Origin of the sequence: Bacillus sp. LJBS17, assembly GCF_019334685.1 — a bacterium.
GTDB lineage: Bacteria > Bacillota > Bacilli > Bacillales > Bacillaceae > Bacillus > Bacillus subtilis.
In genome coordinates, this window is record NZ_CP079759.1 from 1,267,145 (window position 1) to 1,283,531 (window position 16,387).

Consider the following 16,387-nt stretch of genomic DNA (forward strand, 5'->3'; position numbering starts at 1 on the left):
TAGTGCAATAAAACATGTGAGTGCGCTTTGTATGTTTTATTGAGTTGTTGTAAGGGAACTGAAATAGGTAATTCGGTATATAAAGCAAGAAAGGGGAATGGAGATGGCTGGCAAGAAAAAAATCACAATAAACGGCGTTGAAATGGAAGCGTCCGAGGAACAGACGGTGCTGCAGCTTTTGAATAACAGCTCGATTGAAGTGCCGCAAGTTTGCTATCATCCAAGCTTAGGACCGATTGAAACATGTGATACGTGCATCGTCAGCATCAATGGTGAGCTGAAGAGGTCGTGCTCCGCTGAATTAAAGGATGGGGATATCATTGATACGCTCTCACCTGACGTGAAAAAAGCGCAGGTCATCGGGATGGACAAGATTTTATATAATCATGAGCTTTATTGTACAGTTTGCGATTACAACAATGGGGGATGCGAAATACATAATACGGTGAAGGAAATGAAAATCAATCACCAAAGCATTCCGTTTGATCACAAGCCATACCATAAGGATGAATCCCATCCGTTTTATCGGTATGATCCAGATCAATGTATTTTGTGCGGACGCTGTGTTGAAGCATGCCAGGACGTTCAGGTAACTGAAACGCTGACCATTGACTGGGAGCGGAAACGCCCGCGCGTCATTTGGGATAACGACGTGCCGATCAATGAGTCGTCATGTGTGTCATGCGGCCATTGTTCAACGGTCTGTCCATGCAACGCGATGATGGAAAAAGGAATGGAAGGGAAAGCCGGATATTTAACAGGCATCAATAACGAAACGCTGCGACCGATGATCGAGATCACGAAAGGCGTAGAGACAGGCTACGGCTCGATTCTCGCGATTTCTGATATGGAATCCGCTATGCGCGATGAACGAATCAAAAAAACGAAAACCGTCTGCACGTATTGCGGCGTCGGCTGCAGCTTTGATGTCTGGACAAAGGGCAGAGACATTCTGAAAGTAGAGCCGCAGGAGGAAGCGCCTGCCAACGGCATTTCTACTTGTGTGAAAGGCAAGTTCGGCTGGGATTTCGTTAACAGCGAAGAACGCCTGACAAAGCCGCTGATCCGTGAAGGTGACCATTTCCGTGAAGCAGAGTGGGAGGAGGCGTTATCGCTGATCGCCAGCAAGTTCACTGAATTAAAAGAGGCGTTTGGCCCGGATTCTCTCGCTTTTATTACATCTTCTAAATGTACAAATGAAGAATCCTATCTTATGCAAAAGCTGGCCAGAGGGGTCATTGGCACAAATAATGTGGACAACTGCTCTCGCTATTGCCAATCTCCTGCGACTGCCGGCCTGTTCCGGACAGTCGGCTATGGCGGTGATTCAGGATCAATTACAGATATCGCGCAAGCGGACCTTGTTTTGATTATCGGTTCGAACACGTCTGAGTCGCATCCAGTCTTATCCACTCGCATTAAACGGGCTCATAAGCTGAGAGGGCAGAAAGTGATTGTCGCCGATATCAGAAAACACGAAATGGCAGAGCGCTCAGATTTATTTGTCCAGCCGCGTGCCGGATCGGATATCGTCTGGCTGAATGCGATCGCCAAATATTTAATAGAAAACGGCAAGGCCGATGAACGATTTTTGAGAGAAAGAGTGAACGGACGGGATGAATATGTAAAAAGCCTCGCGCCGTACACACTTGAATATGCTGAGGAGAAAACCGGGATTGATCAAGAAACCCTTATCCAAATGGCAGAGATGATCGGGCAAGCTGACAGTGTGTGCGCATTGTGGGCGATGGGCGTGACACAGCACATTGGAGGAAGCGACACGAGCACGGCAATCTCTAATCTGCTGCTTGTGACAGGAAATTACGGAAAACCGGGAGCAGGTTCTTACCCATTGCGCGGTCATAATAACGTGCAGGGAGCAAGTGACTTCGGAAGCATGCCTGACAGAATGCCAGGCTATGAAAAAGTGACGGATGAACAAGTCCGCCAAAAATACGAGCGTGTGTGGGGTGTGCCGCTGCCGAAGGAGCCGGGTATGACCAACCACGAAATGATTGAAAAAATCCATTCCGGACAGCTGAAAGCGATGTATGTAAAAGGTGAAGAAATGGGCTTGGTGGATTCCAACATCAATCATGTACATGCCGCATATGAAAAGCTTGATTTCTTTGTGGTGCAGGACATTTTCCTTTCACGTACAGCGGAGTTTGCTGATGTGGTTCTTCCTGCGAGCCCAAGCCTTGAAAAAGAAGGAACGTTTACAAACACAGAACGCCGGATTCAGCGTTTGTATCAGGTGTTTGAACCGCTGGGCGAATCAAAGCCGGATTGGCAGATTATTATGGAGGTTGCCAATAAGCTTGGCGCCGGCTGGCACTATAAGCATCCTGCAGACATTATGGAGGAAGCAGCCAAGCTGTCGCCGATTTATGCCGGTGTCACCTATGAACGTCTTGAGGGCTATAATTCCCTGCAATGGCCTGTAAACGCTGATGGAAAGGATTCACCTTTACTCTTTACAGAGCGCTTCCCTTTCCCGGACGGCAAGGCCATTCTCTACCCTGTCCAGTGGACAGAGCCTGAGGAATTCGGTGAGGAATATGATATCCATGTCAACAATGGGCGGCTCTTGGAGCATTTCCACGAAGGGAATCTGACTTACAAATCAAAAGGGATTTCCGAGAAAACACCGGAAGTGTTCTTAGAAATTTCTCCTGAGCTTGCGGCAGAACGAGGGATTCAGGACGGAACCCTCGTCAGGCTCACATCGCCTTTCGGAAATGTCAAAGTGAAGTGCCTGATTACTGATCGAGTCAAAGGGAAGGAAGTATATCTGCCAATGAACGATTCAGGGGAAGCGGCGATCAACCTGTTAACAGGCAGCCATGCCGATAAGGATACCGATACGCCTGCTTACAAAGAAACATCGGCCAAGATGGAAATTTTGAAGCACGACGGAATCAGCCCGCTGCCTAAGATCAACCACCGCAACGGCAATCCGCAGCCGCAAATCGGTGTGCAGGTTCATAAGAAATGGGCGCGGAAGGATTATATTTTCCCTGGTGACGCTGTGAAAAGGGGGATGGGCCATAATGGCTAAAGCGATTAAACGAATCCAAAAAATCGAGGTAACAGAAGAGGATCAGCGAAAGCGTGATTTGCGGGAAATTGAAGATGCTCTAATTGACCACAAAGAAGCGATTCTCGAAACCTTGCATATGCTGGGCCATATGAACGAGCGCGGTGTCCTGCCGTTGCTCCGCGGCCTTTTTGGCCAAGGGGATAAAGTTCTTGATATCCTGGTGAAAAAGGCAGATACAGAGGAAACAGCCAATACGCTGAAAAATCTGCTTCTTCTGTTTGGGACACTCGGCATGCTGGACGTGAAGCAGCTCGAGCCTCTCATTTTGAAAGTGAATGCGGGTGTAGCAAGCGCCGTAGAGCAGAAAAACAGCGAAGAAAAGACAGGTTATTTTGATATTATCCGCTCGCTAAAAGACCCGGAAATCAACAAATCAATTACACTGCTCTTTTCCTTTTTAAAAGGAATGGGACAAGATACAAAGGAGCTGGAACGCACGACGCAGCCTCCGGAACACCAAAAACATCATCAGGAACCTCGAGAGAAAAGAGGAATGAATAAGCGAGATTGACCTCCCACCCGAGCGGCTTCAGCCAGCTCGGGTTTTTTGATGAAAAGGTCTATTGGACTAGTAAAAAATATTCAAATACTAGGAAGAAGTAAGATTGTGTTGAATGAGATAGAAATAATCGTTACTTTCTTACCTGTTAGGAAAAGGAAAAATCTGATTATAATAGAAATCGATTACTTTAGATGGGGGAACAATCATGAAAAAAGTCTTATTACTATTATTTGTTTTGACGATCGGGTTAGCGCTTTCTGCGTGCAGCCAATCGAGCGATGCGTCAGAGAAGGAAAAACCGAAAGAGAAAAAATCGCAAGAAGAGCTTGAAAAGGAACTTGATAAGGAATTGAAAAAAGGCGGTGAGCCGAAGACCAAAAAAGATGATCAAATACATAAAATAGGAGAAACAATTAAAGTAAATGATATTAATTTCACGGTGAATAAAGTGGATCGTGAACAGAATGGCCAATATGGAGATTTGGGTGGAAAAGACTATGATAAAACAAAAACAGTAAAAGATAATGAAGAGCGGTTAATTATAGAAGTGACCCTAGAATACGTTGGAAAAGGTTCAATGGAATACAACCGATTAGGATTAGATCTGAAAGACAAGAAGAATAAATCAGTTCGCTCAGTCATTTCATTGGAGGATAAAGGAAAAATGTTTTTGGGGGGGAATCTGGCGTCAGGAAAAAAGGTGACAGGAGTAGTTAGTTATGTAATACCCAAAGGGGAACAAAAAAATTACACATTAGTGTATAACCCTTTTTTAATAGATACTGGAAGTGATAGAATTGAAGAAAGCGCAAAATACAATATAGATTATTTGATAAAATTAGAAAAATAGCATTAAAAAAAAGCACGTTTTCATCAGGGAAGAAGCGTGCTTTTTTTATAGTGACAAATAATGTGAAGGGGAGAGTGATAAAAGTGCAAACCAAATGGCTGGATCGGGTACAGCGGATTCGGGCGATCGCACAGGCGGGGCTTGCTTTTTCCAAGGATGTGTACGACAGGGAGAGGTACGAAGAGCTAATGAAGCTTAGCGCGGAAATGATGGCGGATTACTCACAGACGAACATTGAAGTTATCACTGATTTATGGAGTGGGGAGAGCGGCTATCCAACACCGAAAGCGGATGTTCGCGGCGCAGTATTCCGAGAGAATCAGATTTTGCTTGTCCGGGAGAAGCATGATGAGCTGTGGTCGCTGCCGGGTGGATTTTGCGAGATTGGTTTATCGCCAGCTGAAAACGTCGTCAAGGAAATCAAAGAAGAGTCGGGGTACGATACAGAGCCGTCTCGATTGCTGGCCGTGCTAGACAGCCATAAACACTCTCATCCCCCTCAGCCTTATCACTATTATAAAATCTTCATCGCATGCAGCATGACGGGCGGGCAGGGGGAAACAGGGATCGAGACGAATCATGCCGCTTTTTTTCCGGAAGACAGCCTCCCGCCGCTTTCTCCAAAACGAAACACACCCTCACAGCTTAGCATGCTGTTTGACTTTTTGCGCCATCCGGACAAGAAAACGATATTTGACTAAAAAAGAAAGAGCCTGTGGGCTCTTTCTTTTTTATAATGTAATGTGTTTTTCGTTGGCGAGTTTCAGAAGGGTCAAAATAGAATCGGCTTGTTTATGGCCGAGTTTTTGCTTTAATTTGTTTTCTTCTACTAATCGGCTGCCATAAATTTTGACAGAGGCTTTGTCGACGACAGTATGCCAGTTTTCCTGTTTTTTTCCCTCAACAAGCGGTTTTTCATGTCTCTCAGAAAAAGAGAACACAAACAGTACGAATGCAAGTGAAAGTAGGATGCCGACAACTTGTTTTTTGTAATTAGTCTGTGCTGCCACGTTGTTCTCTCCTTCACCTTTTACCTTCTATTTAATCATAGAATCAGCTTATTTTACATAATGGGAAAGTCATTTTTGGAGTTAGTGCATTTGGTTGAAAACAGAGACGTTTTTTGAGCGGAGCGGTGCAATTGAATCCATATTGGATTTGCGTGCTTATGCCTAAGGTCACGTTGTGAGCCAAAACAGCAGTGCAGAATAGAAAAAAATTGAAAGATTATGGTAAGATGAACGAAATTCGAGGGGGAATATATGATGCCTGCATCGAACATCGTGATCGCCTGCCTGCTGTTATCAATTTAATTATTTGTGGTAGTCCCTCTCTTTTTCGAAAGCGGGAGGTGAAGTGGAACATTCATTGCTGAATTTTTTTAAGGGAGTGACCATAATGAGTGTGTTAAACCGCCGGCAAGCTTTGCAGCGAGCGCTGCTCAATGGGAAAAACAAACAGGATGCGTATCATCCGTTTCCATGGTACGAATCGATGAGAAAGGATGCGCCTGTTTCCTTTGATGAAGAAAACCAAGTGTGGAGCGTTTTTCTTTATGATGATGTCAAAAAAGTTGTTGGGGATAAAGAGCTGTTTTCCAGTTACATGCCGCAGCAGACAAGCTCTATTGGAAATTCCATCATTAACATGGACCCGCCGAAGCATACAAAAATCCGTTCAGTCGTGAATAAAGCCTTTACTCCGCGCGTGATGAAGCAATGGGAACCGAGAATTCAAGAAATCACAGATGAACTGATTCAAAAATTTCAGGGGCGCAGTGAGTTTGACCTTGTTCACGATTTTTCATACCCGCTTCCGGTTATTGTGATATCTGAGCTACTGGGAGTGCCTTCAGCGCATATGGATCAGTTTAAAGCATGGTCTGATCTTCTGGTCAGTACACCGAGGGATAAAAGTGAAGAAGCTGAAAAAGCCTTTTTGGAAGAACGAGATAAGTGTGAGGAAGAACTGGCTGCGTTTTTTGCCGGCATCATAGAAGAAAAGCGAAACAAACCGGCGCAGGATATTATTTCTATTTTAGTGGAAGCGGAAGAAACAGGCGAGAAGCTGTCCGGTGAAGAGCTGATTCCGTTTTGCACGCTGCTGCTGGTGGCCGGAAATGAAACCACTACAAACCTGATTTCAAATGCGATGTACAGCATATTAGAAACGCCAGGCGTTTATGAGGAACTGCGCAGCCATCCTGAACTGATGCCTCAGGCAGTGGAGGAAGCCTTGCGTTTCAGAGCGCCGGCCCCGGTTTTGAGGCGCATTGCCAAGCGGGATACGGAGATCGGTGGGCATCTGATTAAAGAAGGTGATATGGTTTTGGCGTTTGTGGCATCGGCAAATCGTGATGAAGCAAAGTTTGACAGGCCGCACATGTTTGATATCCGCCGCCATCCCAATCCGCATATTGCGTTTGGCCATGGCATCCATTTTTGCCTTGGGGCTCCGCTTGCCCGTCTTGAAGCAAATATCGCGTTAACGTCTTTGATTTCTGCTTTTCCTCATATGGAGTGCGTCAGTATCACTCCGATTGAAAACAGTGTGATATACGGATTAAAGAGCTTCCGTGTGAAAATGTAATAGATAAGGAGACTGGAGATTCATGAAAAAGTACCATATTTCAATGATCAATATCCCGGCGTACGGACATGTCAATCCTACGCTTGCTTTAGTAGAGAAGCTTTGTGAGAAAGGGCACCGTGTCACGTACGCGACGACTGAGGAGTTTGCGCCCGCTGTTCAGCAAGCCGGTGGAGAAGCATTGCTCTATCATACATCCTTGAATATTGATCCTAAGCAAATCAGGGAGATGATGGAAAAGAATGACGCGCCCCTCAGCCTTTTGAAAGAATCACTCAGCATTCTGCCGCAGCTTGAGGAGTTATATAAGGATGATCAGCCTGATCTGATCATCTATGACTTTGTTGCGCTGGCTGGTAAATTGTTTGCTGAAAAGCTTAATGTTCCGGTCATTAAGCTCTGTTCGTCATATGCCCAAAATGAATCCTTTCAGTTAGGAAATGAAGACATGCTGAAAAAAATAAGAGAAGCAGAGGCTGAATTTAAAGCCTACTTGGAGCAAGAGAAGTTGCCGGCTGTTTCATTTGAACAGTTAGCTGTGCCGGAAGCATTAAATATTGTCTTTATGCCGAAGTCTTTTCAGATTCAGCATGAGACGTTCGATGACCGTTTCTGTTTTGTCGGCCCCTCTCTCGGAGAACGGACGGAGAAAGAAAGCCTGTTGATTGACAAGGATGATCGCCCGCTTATGCTGATTTCTTTGGGTACGGCGTTTAACGCATGGCCGGAATTTTACAAGATGTGCATCAAGGCATTTCGGGATTCTTCATGGCAAGTGATCATGTCGGTTGGGAAAACGATTGATCCAGAAAGCTTGGAGGATATTCCTGCTAACTTTACCATTCGCCAAAGTGTGCCGCAGCTTGAGGTGTTAGAGAAAGCTGATTTGTTCATCTCTCATGGCGGGATGAACAGTACGATGGAAGCGATGAACGCAGGTGTGCCGCTTGTCGTCATTCCGCAAATGTATGAGCAAGAGCTCACTGCAAATCGGGTTGATGAATTAGGCCTTGGCGTTTATTTGCCGAAAGAGGAAGTGACTGTTTCCAGCCTGCAGGAAGCGGTTCAGGCTGTATCCAGTGATCAAGAGCTGCTCAGCCGCGTCAAGAATATGCAAAAGGATGTAAAAGAAGCTGGCGGAGCAGAGCGTGCGGCAGCTGAGATTGAAGCGTTTATGAAAAAATCCGCTGTCCCGCAGTAAAAACATAAAAACCGAAATCAATTTGATTTCGGTTTTCTGTTTAAATATTTTTTTTCATCCCGCATCTCCGGCATTCTCTAAGAAATTTTCCTCCTTTTACAGAGCTTTTGAACAGTGTGTAATCACAGTTGTCGCAGCGCCCGCTGCGGGCATCCGGATATTCATTGAATTCGTAAACAATCGATGTATCGTAGCCTTTTGTTTCATATTCTTCTTTTTTTGTATCCATGTCGATCCTCCGTTACAAGACGTGTCTGCTGTTTATCTTACAGCAAGCTTCCGGCGTATTCAATGGATTTTAGGAGGTTGGGTTTATCTTGATTTCTCCCTTGGTTTGCGCCACAATAGCTTTATTAAGCTTGTATACATAAAAAGCCTATGCAAAGAGGAGAGGAAACGGGTATGGGAAAAGGGTTACTTGGAAAACGTGTGGCAATCGGTGGCTCACGAAAAACGGAAGAAATCAGTACAATCATTGAAAAACAGGGCGGAATCCCTGTCATCCGGCCTCTCCAAGGTACAGTTTACTTAGCAGAGAAGCAGGTGGAGCCGGATTTGCGGACGTTTGCGGAAGAAAAAGCTGACTGGGTCATTTTCACGACAGGCATCGGGTTGGAGACTCTTGTCGATATGGCAGAGAAAATTGGACTGAAAGATGAGTTTCTGCAGGCCATTCGCCAAGCGAAAGCGGCATGCCGGGGATACAAAACGCTGTCTGCGCTGAAAAAGCTTGGAATCACACCGGAAGCTTCGGATGAAGACGGGACAACAAGAGGCTTAATCCGTTCTTTGGAGCCTCACGACTTTTCAGGAAAAACAGTCATGGTGCAGCTTCATGGCGAAAAAGCGCCGGCTCTCATGGCATTTCTTGAAGAAAAAGGCGCGTCTGTCCTGCCGATTCTGCCTTATCAGCACATCCCGCCGGAGGAGGAAACGGTGGAGCGGTTATGCCGAGAGCTGATGAACGGTGAGGTCGATGCCGTTTGTTTTACAACGGCCATTCAGGTTCGTTCCCTGTTTGATTTTGCTAAGGGGCGAGGTTATATCAATGAAGTGAAGAAGGTATTCGAAGAACGCGCCATCGCAGCTGCTGTCGGAAAAGTGACTGCTGAAGCACTGCGGGAAGAGGGCATTACGAGACTGCTTACGCCAGAGATTGAGCGGATGGGTGCAATGATTGTTGAGCTGGCCAAGTATTATGAAGAAAAGGAATAACAAGTACAAAAAGCCGCTTTTCCCTCGGAAAGCGGCTTTTGTCTGTCATTCATTCTGCTTCAGCTGATGATGAACGGTGAATAATGATGGGTATGTCAGCACGCTTAAGATTACACAAGTCAGCGCGGCTGAGGCCATCGTTGTAAACACGATTAAGAGTTGAAAGCGTACTGCCTGAATCGGGTCCGCGCCGGCTAGAATCTGGCCAGTCATCATGCCGGGAAGCTGGACAAGACCCAGTGTTTTCTGGCTTTCGAGCGTCGGGATCATACTCATTTTCATCGCTGAGGTAAGAATGCGCTGTATGGATTGCTTCGGTGTGCCGCCAAGTGACAATATTAATTGAATTTCTTCTTTGCGAACGCCGACTTCTGAGTTAAGCCGGTTTAGAAACAAACTTGAGAGCACCATCGAATTTCCGATGACCATCCCGCTGATCGGAATGACATATCGTGCCGTAAGCGGAATGATATGAAGGGACAGCAGAATTCCCTGCGTCACAATTTCTACGATTGCTAACGCGGCAAACACCCTCCAAAACGAACCGATAGTATTTTTCTTTCGCTTGATGACATTTTGCGCCGCCACCGCGAGCATTAACAGCACCATCAGCAGGATAAAAACAGGGTGGTCTCCGCGAAAAATCAGCGACAAAACATAACCGATGATAAGCAGCTGCACCGCGGCCCGGATGGTGGCGATGATCATGTCTTTTTCTACACCGGCTTTAAAGGATTTTGATAAAAACAAGGCGATCAAAACAAAGATCATCGTTAAAGAGAGAGAAAGGTAATCCATTACCGAGTGCCTCCCTTCAAAAATTCTTTCGCTGCTTCATGCTGCGGAGCGGAGAAAAATGTGTCGGTTTCAGCGATTTCAAGCAGCCGGCCATCTGCCATAAACCAAATGGTATCGGCTATTCGTTTTGCCTGCTCCATATTATGAGTGACCCACATGACTGTCCATTTTTTCTCTTGATGCTGACGTTTGATCAGTTCTTCAATCTCAAGAGCAGAAACCGGGTCCAAGGCCGACGTGATTTCGTCCAACAATAGAATGGAGGAAGGATTTGAGAGCGTTCTGGCCAGTGACAGTCTTTGCCGCTGCCCGCCCGATAAGTCTCTGGCGCTTCTGTCTAACAGCTCTGGCGGCAGCCCTGCAAGAGAAGCCAGCTTTTCAGGAGAGTACAGCTGGGATTGATGCAGCCTTTGTACAAGACTTAAATTGTCACGCACTGTCCCGTCGAGCACGGGAGCCGATTGAAACGCGAGGGCTGCTGTTCTCCTCAGTTCATTGACATTCCATTCTCTGACTTCCTTTCCGTATATGTTGACTTCGCCGCTGTCAGGCGTTCTCATTAAATTACACATAGAAAGGAGGGTGCTTTTGCCTGAGCCGGAAGGACCTAAAACGGCTACGATTGCACCCTGTTGAATGTCTCCGGTGACATCCTGCAGCACATCATAGGTTTGTCCATCTTGTTTATAGCTTTTTCTGACTGATCTGAAGGAGATGGCTGGTATGTTTTGTGTTTGATCGTTTGCTTCCATTACAATAATCACCTTTCAATATAAGTAGGCTGACATTATATTTAACTATAACGTGAAACAGACCCCTTTTGGTAGCACAAATAAAGGAGAACAGGCTTTCACCCATTCTCCTGCAGATGCTACGCAGTCAGATTTGACTGTGCTTTCTTTTTCGGTTTTCTCGGCTGTGAAGCGAAGGTATGTAACATCATCCCCGCTATTATAATGAATAAACCGGCAAATGATAAAAGAGATGGGAAAACGCCTGACAGCAGAACAATTTCACCAAGCAGCGCGAAAATCACTTCACCGGATTGAGTGGCTTCAACAGCTGCGAGTTTTTGCGGATTGTCTCTTACCATATCAGTGGCCCAGAAAAATAAAACCGTCGCGATGATGCCTGAGCTGACGGCAACGATAAAGGATTGAACGGTTTGGCTTGCTGTTGGAAGGCCATCTGACCACCAGCCGTAAGCTGCTAATATAAGCCAGAATGGAAGGCTTGCCAATGTCATTCCAAGCACGCGCTGAAATGTATCAAGCCGGCCTCCGTATTCTTCGAGCATTCTCCTGTTTCCTAACGGATAGGCAAAAGCCGCAATGACAACCGGCAGCACACTGAAAAGCAGCATCCTCCCAGAAAGCGATTCTGCATGCTGAAGCTGAATCAGAGCCGCTCCAATCAGGATGATCATGGAAGTGCCAAGTGAAACCAGGGGAATCTTTTGGCGAACGAGCTGCGGACCGCCCGGCATATCTTGTTTGACATAAAACAAAGGAGATAAGAGCACCCCGGCTACAATTGTAATTTGCCAGGTTCCGGCTATGAGCCACCCCGGACCGTATGCAGCCGCAAATGTAATCGGCGCGTAAAAAAGCACGAAGCCGACGAAGCTCCATTTGATCCAATAAAACGGCTTTTTCCTCATCTCTAGTAAGAGAGGCGTGAATGTCCCTCTCATGATGACAATCAAACATAAAAACGGCACCATAAAAATAAAGCGCAGCGAAGAGCTCCAAAGCCAGCTGCCTCCTGATAACTCCATCGCTCTGTTTAATATAAAGGTAACGGCGAAAAAGAGTGAAGCCAATATTCCGATAACGATAGCTTTCATGATATCCCTCATTCTGGCATTATTTTTTTATACTATACTATTCGGTATCATGCAGATCAATGGAATCATGAGAAAAACATCATGTTTTGCGAACCGCTATGTGTGGAAGACAAAAAAGGGAGGTGAAATTGATGGAAAAAGAGACACAGACATACTTCTTTCCGGATGACGGCAGGATTCCGAATCACCCTGATTTTCCGCTCGTGGTGTATCAAAACGCGCTTAAGGACACCGGACTGGCAGAGCGGATCGTCATCCGGCATGGCTGGTCAAACAGCTGGTCAGGGAGTGTTTTTCCATACCATCATTATCACAGCAATACGCATGAAGTCCTGATTGCCCTTAGGGGAGAGGCTGTGATTCAGTTTGGGGGAGAAAAAGGGGCTGCCATCCCTTTCAAATCAGGCGACGCAGTCGTGATTCCAGCCGGAGTCGGACATAAAAAGCTCAGCTCAAGTCCCGATTTTACTGTCCTTGGCGCCTATCCCGGTGGCGTTCAGTATGATATGAAGACGGGGAAACCGAATGAGCGGGAGGAAGCGCTCAAACAGATTAAGCAGGCGGCGTTGCCGGCGAATGATCCGATCACAGGAAAAAGAGAGCCTCTATTGGAAATATGGGTAAAGTGAAGGGAGAAATTGCTGGATTGTCAATAACTAGTGCCGCAGAAACGATATGACATGAGCTCCATATAAATTAATTTCATAATCGAAGCAATTCACGTTCAAATTTTGTTCAAAAAGTGTTATCATATAGAAGGTAATCGAATTGGAGTTTTTTGTGTTTGCTATTTTCAGAGAGAGTAAAGGATTTTGACTTATTCAATTGTTTATTTTTAGATAAAAATAATACTGAATATGGCAAGATGAAAAACTGGGTAGTAAACATTTATTTTTGTAAATGATTGTGCACGAATTCACAATCCTTATTCTTATGCCTTAAAAGCGTGAGACAGGGAGAGGCACTACCCTTTCCAAAAAAATCAGCAAACTGCTTATAGTAAAGGAGAATTGGATATGCCAGAAACAATCGATCAAACAAATGCGTCTGTCAGCCAAAGCCAGCAAGATCTTATTGATCAGCTATTAAAGCCAGAAGTTCAAGAATCATTGACTGTTTTAGTTGACCAGCTTCCGAAGCTGACTGAGTTAGTGAATATTTTAACGAAGTCTTATGATTTCGCTCAGTCTGTAGCGACTGACGAAGTGTTAAAGAGCGACACAGTCGGTGCGATCACTGAAATTCTCGAGCCTGTAAAAGAAACAGCGAAAGAAGTAGCTGCGACTGCGATTGAAGCAAAAGACCGCGCGGAAGCAAGCAACGAAACAATTGGACTTTTCGGCCTATTGCGTATGCTGAAAGATCCTCAAGCTCAAAAGCTGTTCCGTTTTGCTAACAGCTACCTTGAAGTCATGAACGAACGCGAAAACCAAAAATAATCTCAGATTCAAATTGATATAAAGGACGGAGGATATACGATGTCAAAACATATTGTCATTCTAGGCGCTGGTTATGGCGGAGTTCTTTCTGCTCTAACAGTTCGCAAACATTACACAAAAGAACAAGCACGCGTGACAGTGGTAAACAAATACCCTACTCACCAAATCATTACGGAATTACACCGCCTTGCTGCAGGCAACGTGTCTGAAAAAGCGGTTGCAATGCCATTAGAAAAACTTTTCAAAGGCAAAGACATTGATCTTAAAATTGCGGAAGTAAGCTCTTTCTCTGTTGATAAAAAAGAAGTTGCGCTTGCTGACGGTTCTACATTAACTTACGATGCGCTTGTTGTAGGTCTTGGTTCTGTAACGGCTTACTTCGGCATCCCAGGTCTTGAAGAAAACAGCATGGTATTGAAATCTGCTGCTGATGCGAACAAAGTCTTCCAACATGTTGAAGATCGTGTGCGCGAGTACTCTAAAACGAAAAACGAAGCAGATGCAACAATCCTTATCGGCGGCGGCGGCTTAACAGGTGTTGAGCTTGTTGGTGAGCTTGCTGACATTATGCCGAACCTTGCGAAAAAATACGGCGTAGACCATAAAGAAATCAAATTGAAACTTGTTGAAGCAGGTCCGAAAATCCTTCCTGTTCTTCCGGATGATCTTATCGAACGTGCGACTGCAAGCCTTGAAAAACGCGGCGTTGAGTTCTTAACAGGTCTTCCTGTTACAAATGTAGAAGGAAACGTAATTGATCTGAAAGACGGATCTAAAGTTGTTGCCAACACATTTGTTTGGACTGGCGGCGTACAAGGTAACCCATTAGTCGGTGAATCAGGTCTAGAAGTGAACCGCGGACGCGCGACTGTAAATGACTTCCTGCAATCTACATCTCATGAAGATGTATTCGTTGCTGGAGACAGCGCAGTTTACTTCGGTCCAGACGGCCGTCCATACCCGCCAACTGCACAAATCGCATGGCAAATGGGTGAGCTGATCGGTTACAACCTATTCGCTTACCTGGAAGGCAAAACGCTTGAAACATTCAAGCCAGTAAACTCTGGTACACTTGCAAGCCTTGGACGCAAAGACGCGGTTGCCATCATTGGTGCTAATTCTACACCGCTTAAAGGTCTTCCTGCTTCCTTGATGAAAGAAGCAAGTAACGTACGCTACTTAACTCACATTAAAGGACTTTTCAGCCTGGCTTACTAATCCTTTTAATGAATCTGACATTGCCAAAAGCGTTCCTTACCGAGTGCTTTCTGGCAATGTCTTTTTTATGTTTATGACAGCGTTAACATTTCATTTTCAAAAAAGAGATTGATCCCAGAGGAATATAAAGGTAAAATAAAAACAAATCAAAATGTTAACGTTAACATTTTGAAATAGAATGAAAGACGGTGAGGACATGGAACCCTTCATGGGCGAAAACTTTTTATTGAAAAATGAAACCGCTGTCAGCCTCTATCATAATTATGCGAAAGACATGCCAATTATTGATTACCACTGCCACTTAAGTCCGAAAGAAATCTATGAAAATAAGACATTTCAAAACATCACGGAAGCCTGGCTGTATGGTGACCATTATAAATGGCGCATCATGAGAGCCAATGGAATTGAGGAGACATACATCACCGGAGATGCGCCTGATGAGGAGAAATTTATGGCTTGGGCGAAAACCGTGCCGATGGCGATCGGCAATCCGCTCTATAACTGGACTCACTTAGAATTGCAGCGTTTTTTTGGCATTTATGAGATTTTAAACGAGAAGTCTGGGCCGGCTATATGGAAACGGACAAATGAACTGCTCAAAGGGGAAGGCTTCGGGGCAAGGGATTTAATTGTGAAATCAAATGTAAAAGTTGTGTGCACCACAGATGACCCTGTTGATTCTCTTGAATACCATCTATTATTAAGAGAAGACAAAGACTTTCCTGTCAGCGTGCTGCCTGGATTTCGGCCGGATAAAGGACTTGAGATCAATCGTGAAGGCTTTCCTGAGTGGGTGCAGGCGCTTGAAGATGCCGCCGCCATATCGATTACAACCTATGATGAGTTTTTAAATGCGTTGGAAAAACGAGTGCGATTCTTCCACTCAGCCGGCGGCAGAGTTTCTGATCACGCGATAGATTCAATGGTATTTGCCGAAACAACAAAAGAAGAAGCTGGACGGATTTTTTCTGACAGATTACAAGGAACAGAGGTTTCTTATGAAGATGAGAAGAAATTTAAGACACATACGCTTCAGTTTCTTTGCGGTTTGTATGCGGAGCTCGATTGGGCGATGCAGTTTCATATCAACGCTTTAAGAAACACGAATACAAAAATGATGAAAAGACTCGGACCTGATACAGGCTATGATTCAATGAACGATGAAGAAATTGCTAAGCCTTTATACAAGCTGCTGAACTCAGTTGAGATGAAGAACCAACTGCCGAAAACGATTTTATATTCACTGAATCCAAATGATAACTATGTCATCGCCAGCATGATCAACAGTTTTCAGGACGGTATTACCCCAGGAAAAATACAATTCGGCACAGCCTGGTGGTTTAACGATACTAAAGACGGGATGCTCGATCAAATGAAAGCGTTATCAAATGTTGGCCTTTTCAGCCGTTTTATCGGCATGCTCACCGATTCCAGAAGCTTTCTTTCGTATACGCGTCACGAATATTTCAGGCGGATCGTCTGCAATTTGATTGGAGAATGGGTGGAAAACGGCGAAGTGCCGCGCGATATGGAGCTTCTGGGAAGCATCGTTCAGGGGATTTGCTATGACAATGCGAAACACTACTTCCAATTTCAAGAAGAGAAAGCAAACGTGTAACAAAGTGT

Annotated in this window: 16 protein-coding genes; 11 read left to right on the top strand and 5 right to left on the bottom strand. The window is 45.1% G+C overall.

Features of this window, described 5'->3' with window-relative positions; translation table 11 throughout:
* Positions 1 to 103: 103 nt before the first annotated feature.
* The 4 genes from fdhF (at position 104) to KXZ66_RS06560 (ending at position 5,156) form a co-directional block, all read left to right on the top strand.
* Complete coding sequence (gene fdhF, locus KXZ66_RS06545) at positions 104 to 3,061, top strand: formate dehydrogenase subunit alpha (RefSeq protein ID WP_041850953.1); 2,958 nt, start codon at positions 104 to 106, stop codon at positions 3,059 to 3,061.
* A complete protein-coding gene (locus tag KXZ66_RS06550) occupies positions 3,054 to 3,614 on the top strand; it encodes a helical membrane plugin domain-containing protein (protein WP_003232799.1) in 561 nt (186 codons plus the stop codon). Before fdhF ends, KXZ66_RS06550 begins: the two co-directional genes overlap by 8 nt.
* Before the next feature lie 196 nt (positions 3,615 to 3,810).
* Positions 3,811 to 4,455: a DUF4352 domain-containing protein gene (locus tag KXZ66_RS06555; protein WP_021479503.1), complete on the top strand. Its 645-nt coding sequence runs from the start codon at positions 3,811 to 3,813 to the stop codon at positions 4,453 to 4,455.
* A gap of 74 nt (positions 4,456 to 4,529) precedes the next feature.
* On the top strand, positions 4,530 to 5,156 hold the full coding sequence (locus KXZ66_RS06560) for an NUDIX hydrolase (protein ID WP_101502013.1): 627 nt from the start codon (positions 4,530 to 4,532) through the stop codon (positions 5,154 to 5,156).
* A 30-nt stretch (positions 5,157 to 5,186) separates the two neighbouring features.
* On the opposite strand, the gene KXZ66_RS06565 is transcribed toward KXZ66_RS06560, so the two are convergent.
* On the bottom strand, positions 5,187 to 5,465 hold the full coding sequence (locus KXZ66_RS06565; RefSeq protein WP_042974212.1) for a hypothetical protein: 279 nt from the start codon (positions 5,463 to 5,465) through the stop codon (positions 5,187 to 5,189).
* Positions 5,466 to 5,853: 388 nt separating this feature from the next.
* On the opposite strand from KXZ66_RS06565, the gene yjiB reads away from it, so the two are divergent.
* Both yjiB and KXZ66_RS06575 read left to right on the top strand, forming a co-directional pair.
* Entirely contained in the window at positions 5,854 to 7,044 is a 1,191-nt protein-coding gene (gene yjiB, locus KXZ66_RS06570) for a monooxygenase YjiB (RefSeq protein ID WP_103803751.1), read from the top strand.
* A gap of 22 nt (positions 7,045 to 7,066) precedes the next feature.
* Positions 7,067 to 8,245 (top strand): glycosyltransferase, encoded by a 1,179-nt coding sequence (locus tag KXZ66_RS06575; protein ID WP_128740265.1) that lies wholly within the window; start codon positions 7,067 to 7,069, stop codon positions 8,243 to 8,245.
* A gap of 40 nt (positions 8,246 to 8,285) precedes the next feature.
* On the opposite strand, the gene KXZ66_RS06580 is transcribed toward KXZ66_RS06575, so the two are convergent.
* Entirely contained in the window at positions 8,286 to 8,474 is a 189-nt protein-coding gene (locus tag KXZ66_RS06580) for a DUF8096 family protein (RefSeq protein ID WP_021479499.1), read from the bottom strand.
* 173 nt (positions 8,475 to 8,647) lie between these two features.
* Here KXZ66_RS06580 and KXZ66_RS06585 point away from each other — a divergent pair, with 173 nt between their 5' ends.
* Positions 8,648 to 9,460: a uroporphyrinogen-III synthase gene (locus KXZ66_RS06585; protein WP_101502015.1), complete on the top strand. Its 813-nt coding sequence runs from the start codon at positions 8,648 to 8,650 to the stop codon at positions 9,458 to 9,460.
* 45 nt (positions 9,461 to 9,505) lie between these two features.
* Here the strand turns inward: KXZ66_RS06585 and fetB are convergent, their stop codons facing one another.
* The 3 genes from fetB to KXZ66_RS06600 form a co-directional block, all read right to left on the bottom strand.
* A complete protein-coding gene (fetB, locus tag KXZ66_RS06590) occupies positions 9,506 to 10,258 on the bottom strand; it encodes an ABC transporter permease (protein ID WP_101502016.1) in 753 nt (250 codons plus the stop codon).
* Positions 10,258 to 11,010, bottom strand: a complete 753-nt coding sequence (locus KXZ66_RS06595) for an ABC transporter ATP-binding protein (RefSeq protein WP_003232774.1) — start codon at positions 11,008 to 11,010, stop codon at positions 10,258 to 10,260. The genes fetB and KXZ66_RS06595 overlap by 1 nt, the downstream gene beginning before the upstream one ends.
* A 119-nt stretch (positions 11,011 to 11,129) precedes the next feature.
* Complete coding sequence (locus tag KXZ66_RS06600; protein ID WP_020425117.1) at positions 11,130 to 12,104, bottom strand: DMT family transporter; 975 nt, start codon at positions 12,102 to 12,104, stop codon at positions 11,130 to 11,132.
* Between the two features lie 131 nt (positions 12,105 to 12,235).
* Between KXZ66_RS06600 and KXZ66_RS06605 the strand changes: the two genes are divergently transcribed.
* From KXZ66_RS06605 to uxaC, 4 genes are all read left to right on the top strand, one after another.
* Positions 12,236 to 12,733, top strand: a complete 498-nt coding sequence (locus KXZ66_RS06605; RefSeq protein ID WP_033884358.1) for a cupin domain-containing protein — start codon at positions 12,236 to 12,238, stop codon at positions 12,731 to 12,733.
* A gap of 387 nt (positions 12,734 to 13,120) precedes the next feature.
* Positions 13,121 to 13,543 (top strand): helical membrane plugin domain-containing protein, encoded by a 423-nt coding sequence (locus KXZ66_RS06610; RefSeq protein ID WP_003220510.1) that lies wholly within the window; start codon positions 13,121 to 13,123, stop codon positions 13,541 to 13,543.
* A gap of 39 nt (positions 13,544 to 13,582) precedes the next feature.
* Complete coding sequence (locus KXZ66_RS06615; protein WP_003232765.1) at positions 13,583 to 14,761, top strand: NAD(P)/FAD-dependent oxidoreductase; 1,179 nt, start codon at positions 13,583 to 13,585, stop codon at positions 14,759 to 14,761.
* Between the two features lie 196 nt (positions 14,762 to 14,957).
* Positions 14,958 to 16,379 (top strand): glucuronate isomerase, encoded by a 1,422-nt coding sequence (gene uxaC / locus KXZ66_RS06620; protein ID WP_038828741.1) that lies wholly within the window; start codon positions 14,958 to 14,960, stop codon positions 16,377 to 16,379.
* The last annotated feature ends 8 nt before the right edge of the window (positions 16,380 to 16,387 follow it).

Coding starts and splice junctions, on each gene's coding strand:
- fdhF (WP_041850953.1), top strand. CDS start 104: ATGGCTGGCAAGAAAAAAATCACAATAAACGGCGTTGAAATGGAAGCG.
- KXZ66_RS06550 (WP_003232799.1), top strand. CDS start 3,054: ATGGCTAAAGCGATTAAACGAATCCAAAAAATCGAGGTAACAGAAGAG.
- KXZ66_RS06555 (WP_021479503.1), top strand. CDS start 3,811: ATGAAAAAAGTCTTATTACTATTATTTGTTTTGACGATCGGGTTAGCG.
- yjiB (WP_103803751.1), top strand. CDS start 5,854: ATGAGTGTGTTAAACCGCCGGCAAGCTTTGCAGCGAGCGCTGCTCAAT.
- KXZ66_RS06575 (WP_128740265.1), top strand. CDS start 7,067: ATGAAAAAGTACCATATTTCAATGATCAATATCCCGGCGTACGGACAT.
- KXZ66_RS06580 (WP_021479499.1), bottom strand. CDS start 8,474: ATGGATACAAAAAAAGAAGAATATGAAACAAAAGGCTACGATACATCG.
- KXZ66_RS06585 (WP_101502015.1), top strand. CDS start 8,648: ATGGGAAAAGGGTTACTTGGAAAACGTGTGGCAATCGGTGGCTCACGA.
- fetB (WP_101502016.1), bottom strand. CDS start 10,258: ATGGATTACCTTTCTCTCTCTTTAACGATGATCTTTGTTTTGATCGCC.
- KXZ66_RS06595 (WP_003232774.1), bottom strand. CDS start 11,010: ATGGAAGCAAACGATCAAACACAAAACATACCAGCCATCTCCTTCAGA.
- KXZ66_RS06600 (WP_020425117.1), bottom strand. CDS start 12,104: ATGAAAGCTATCGTTATCGGAATATTGGCTTCACTCTTTTTCGCCGTT.
- KXZ66_RS06605 (WP_033884358.1), top strand. CDS start 12,236: ATGGAAAAAGAGACACAGACATACTTCTTTCCGGATGACGGCAGGATT.
- KXZ66_RS06610 (WP_003220510.1), top strand. CDS start 13,121: ATGCCAGAAACAATCGATCAAACAAATGCGTCTGTCAGCCAAAGCCAG.
- KXZ66_RS06615 (WP_003232765.1), top strand. CDS start 13,583: ATGTCAAAACATATTGTCATTCTAGGCGCTGGTTATGGCGGAGTTCTT.
- uxaC (WP_038828741.1), top strand. CDS start 14,958: ATGGAACCCTTCATGGGCGAAAACTTTTTATTGAAAAATGAAACCGCT.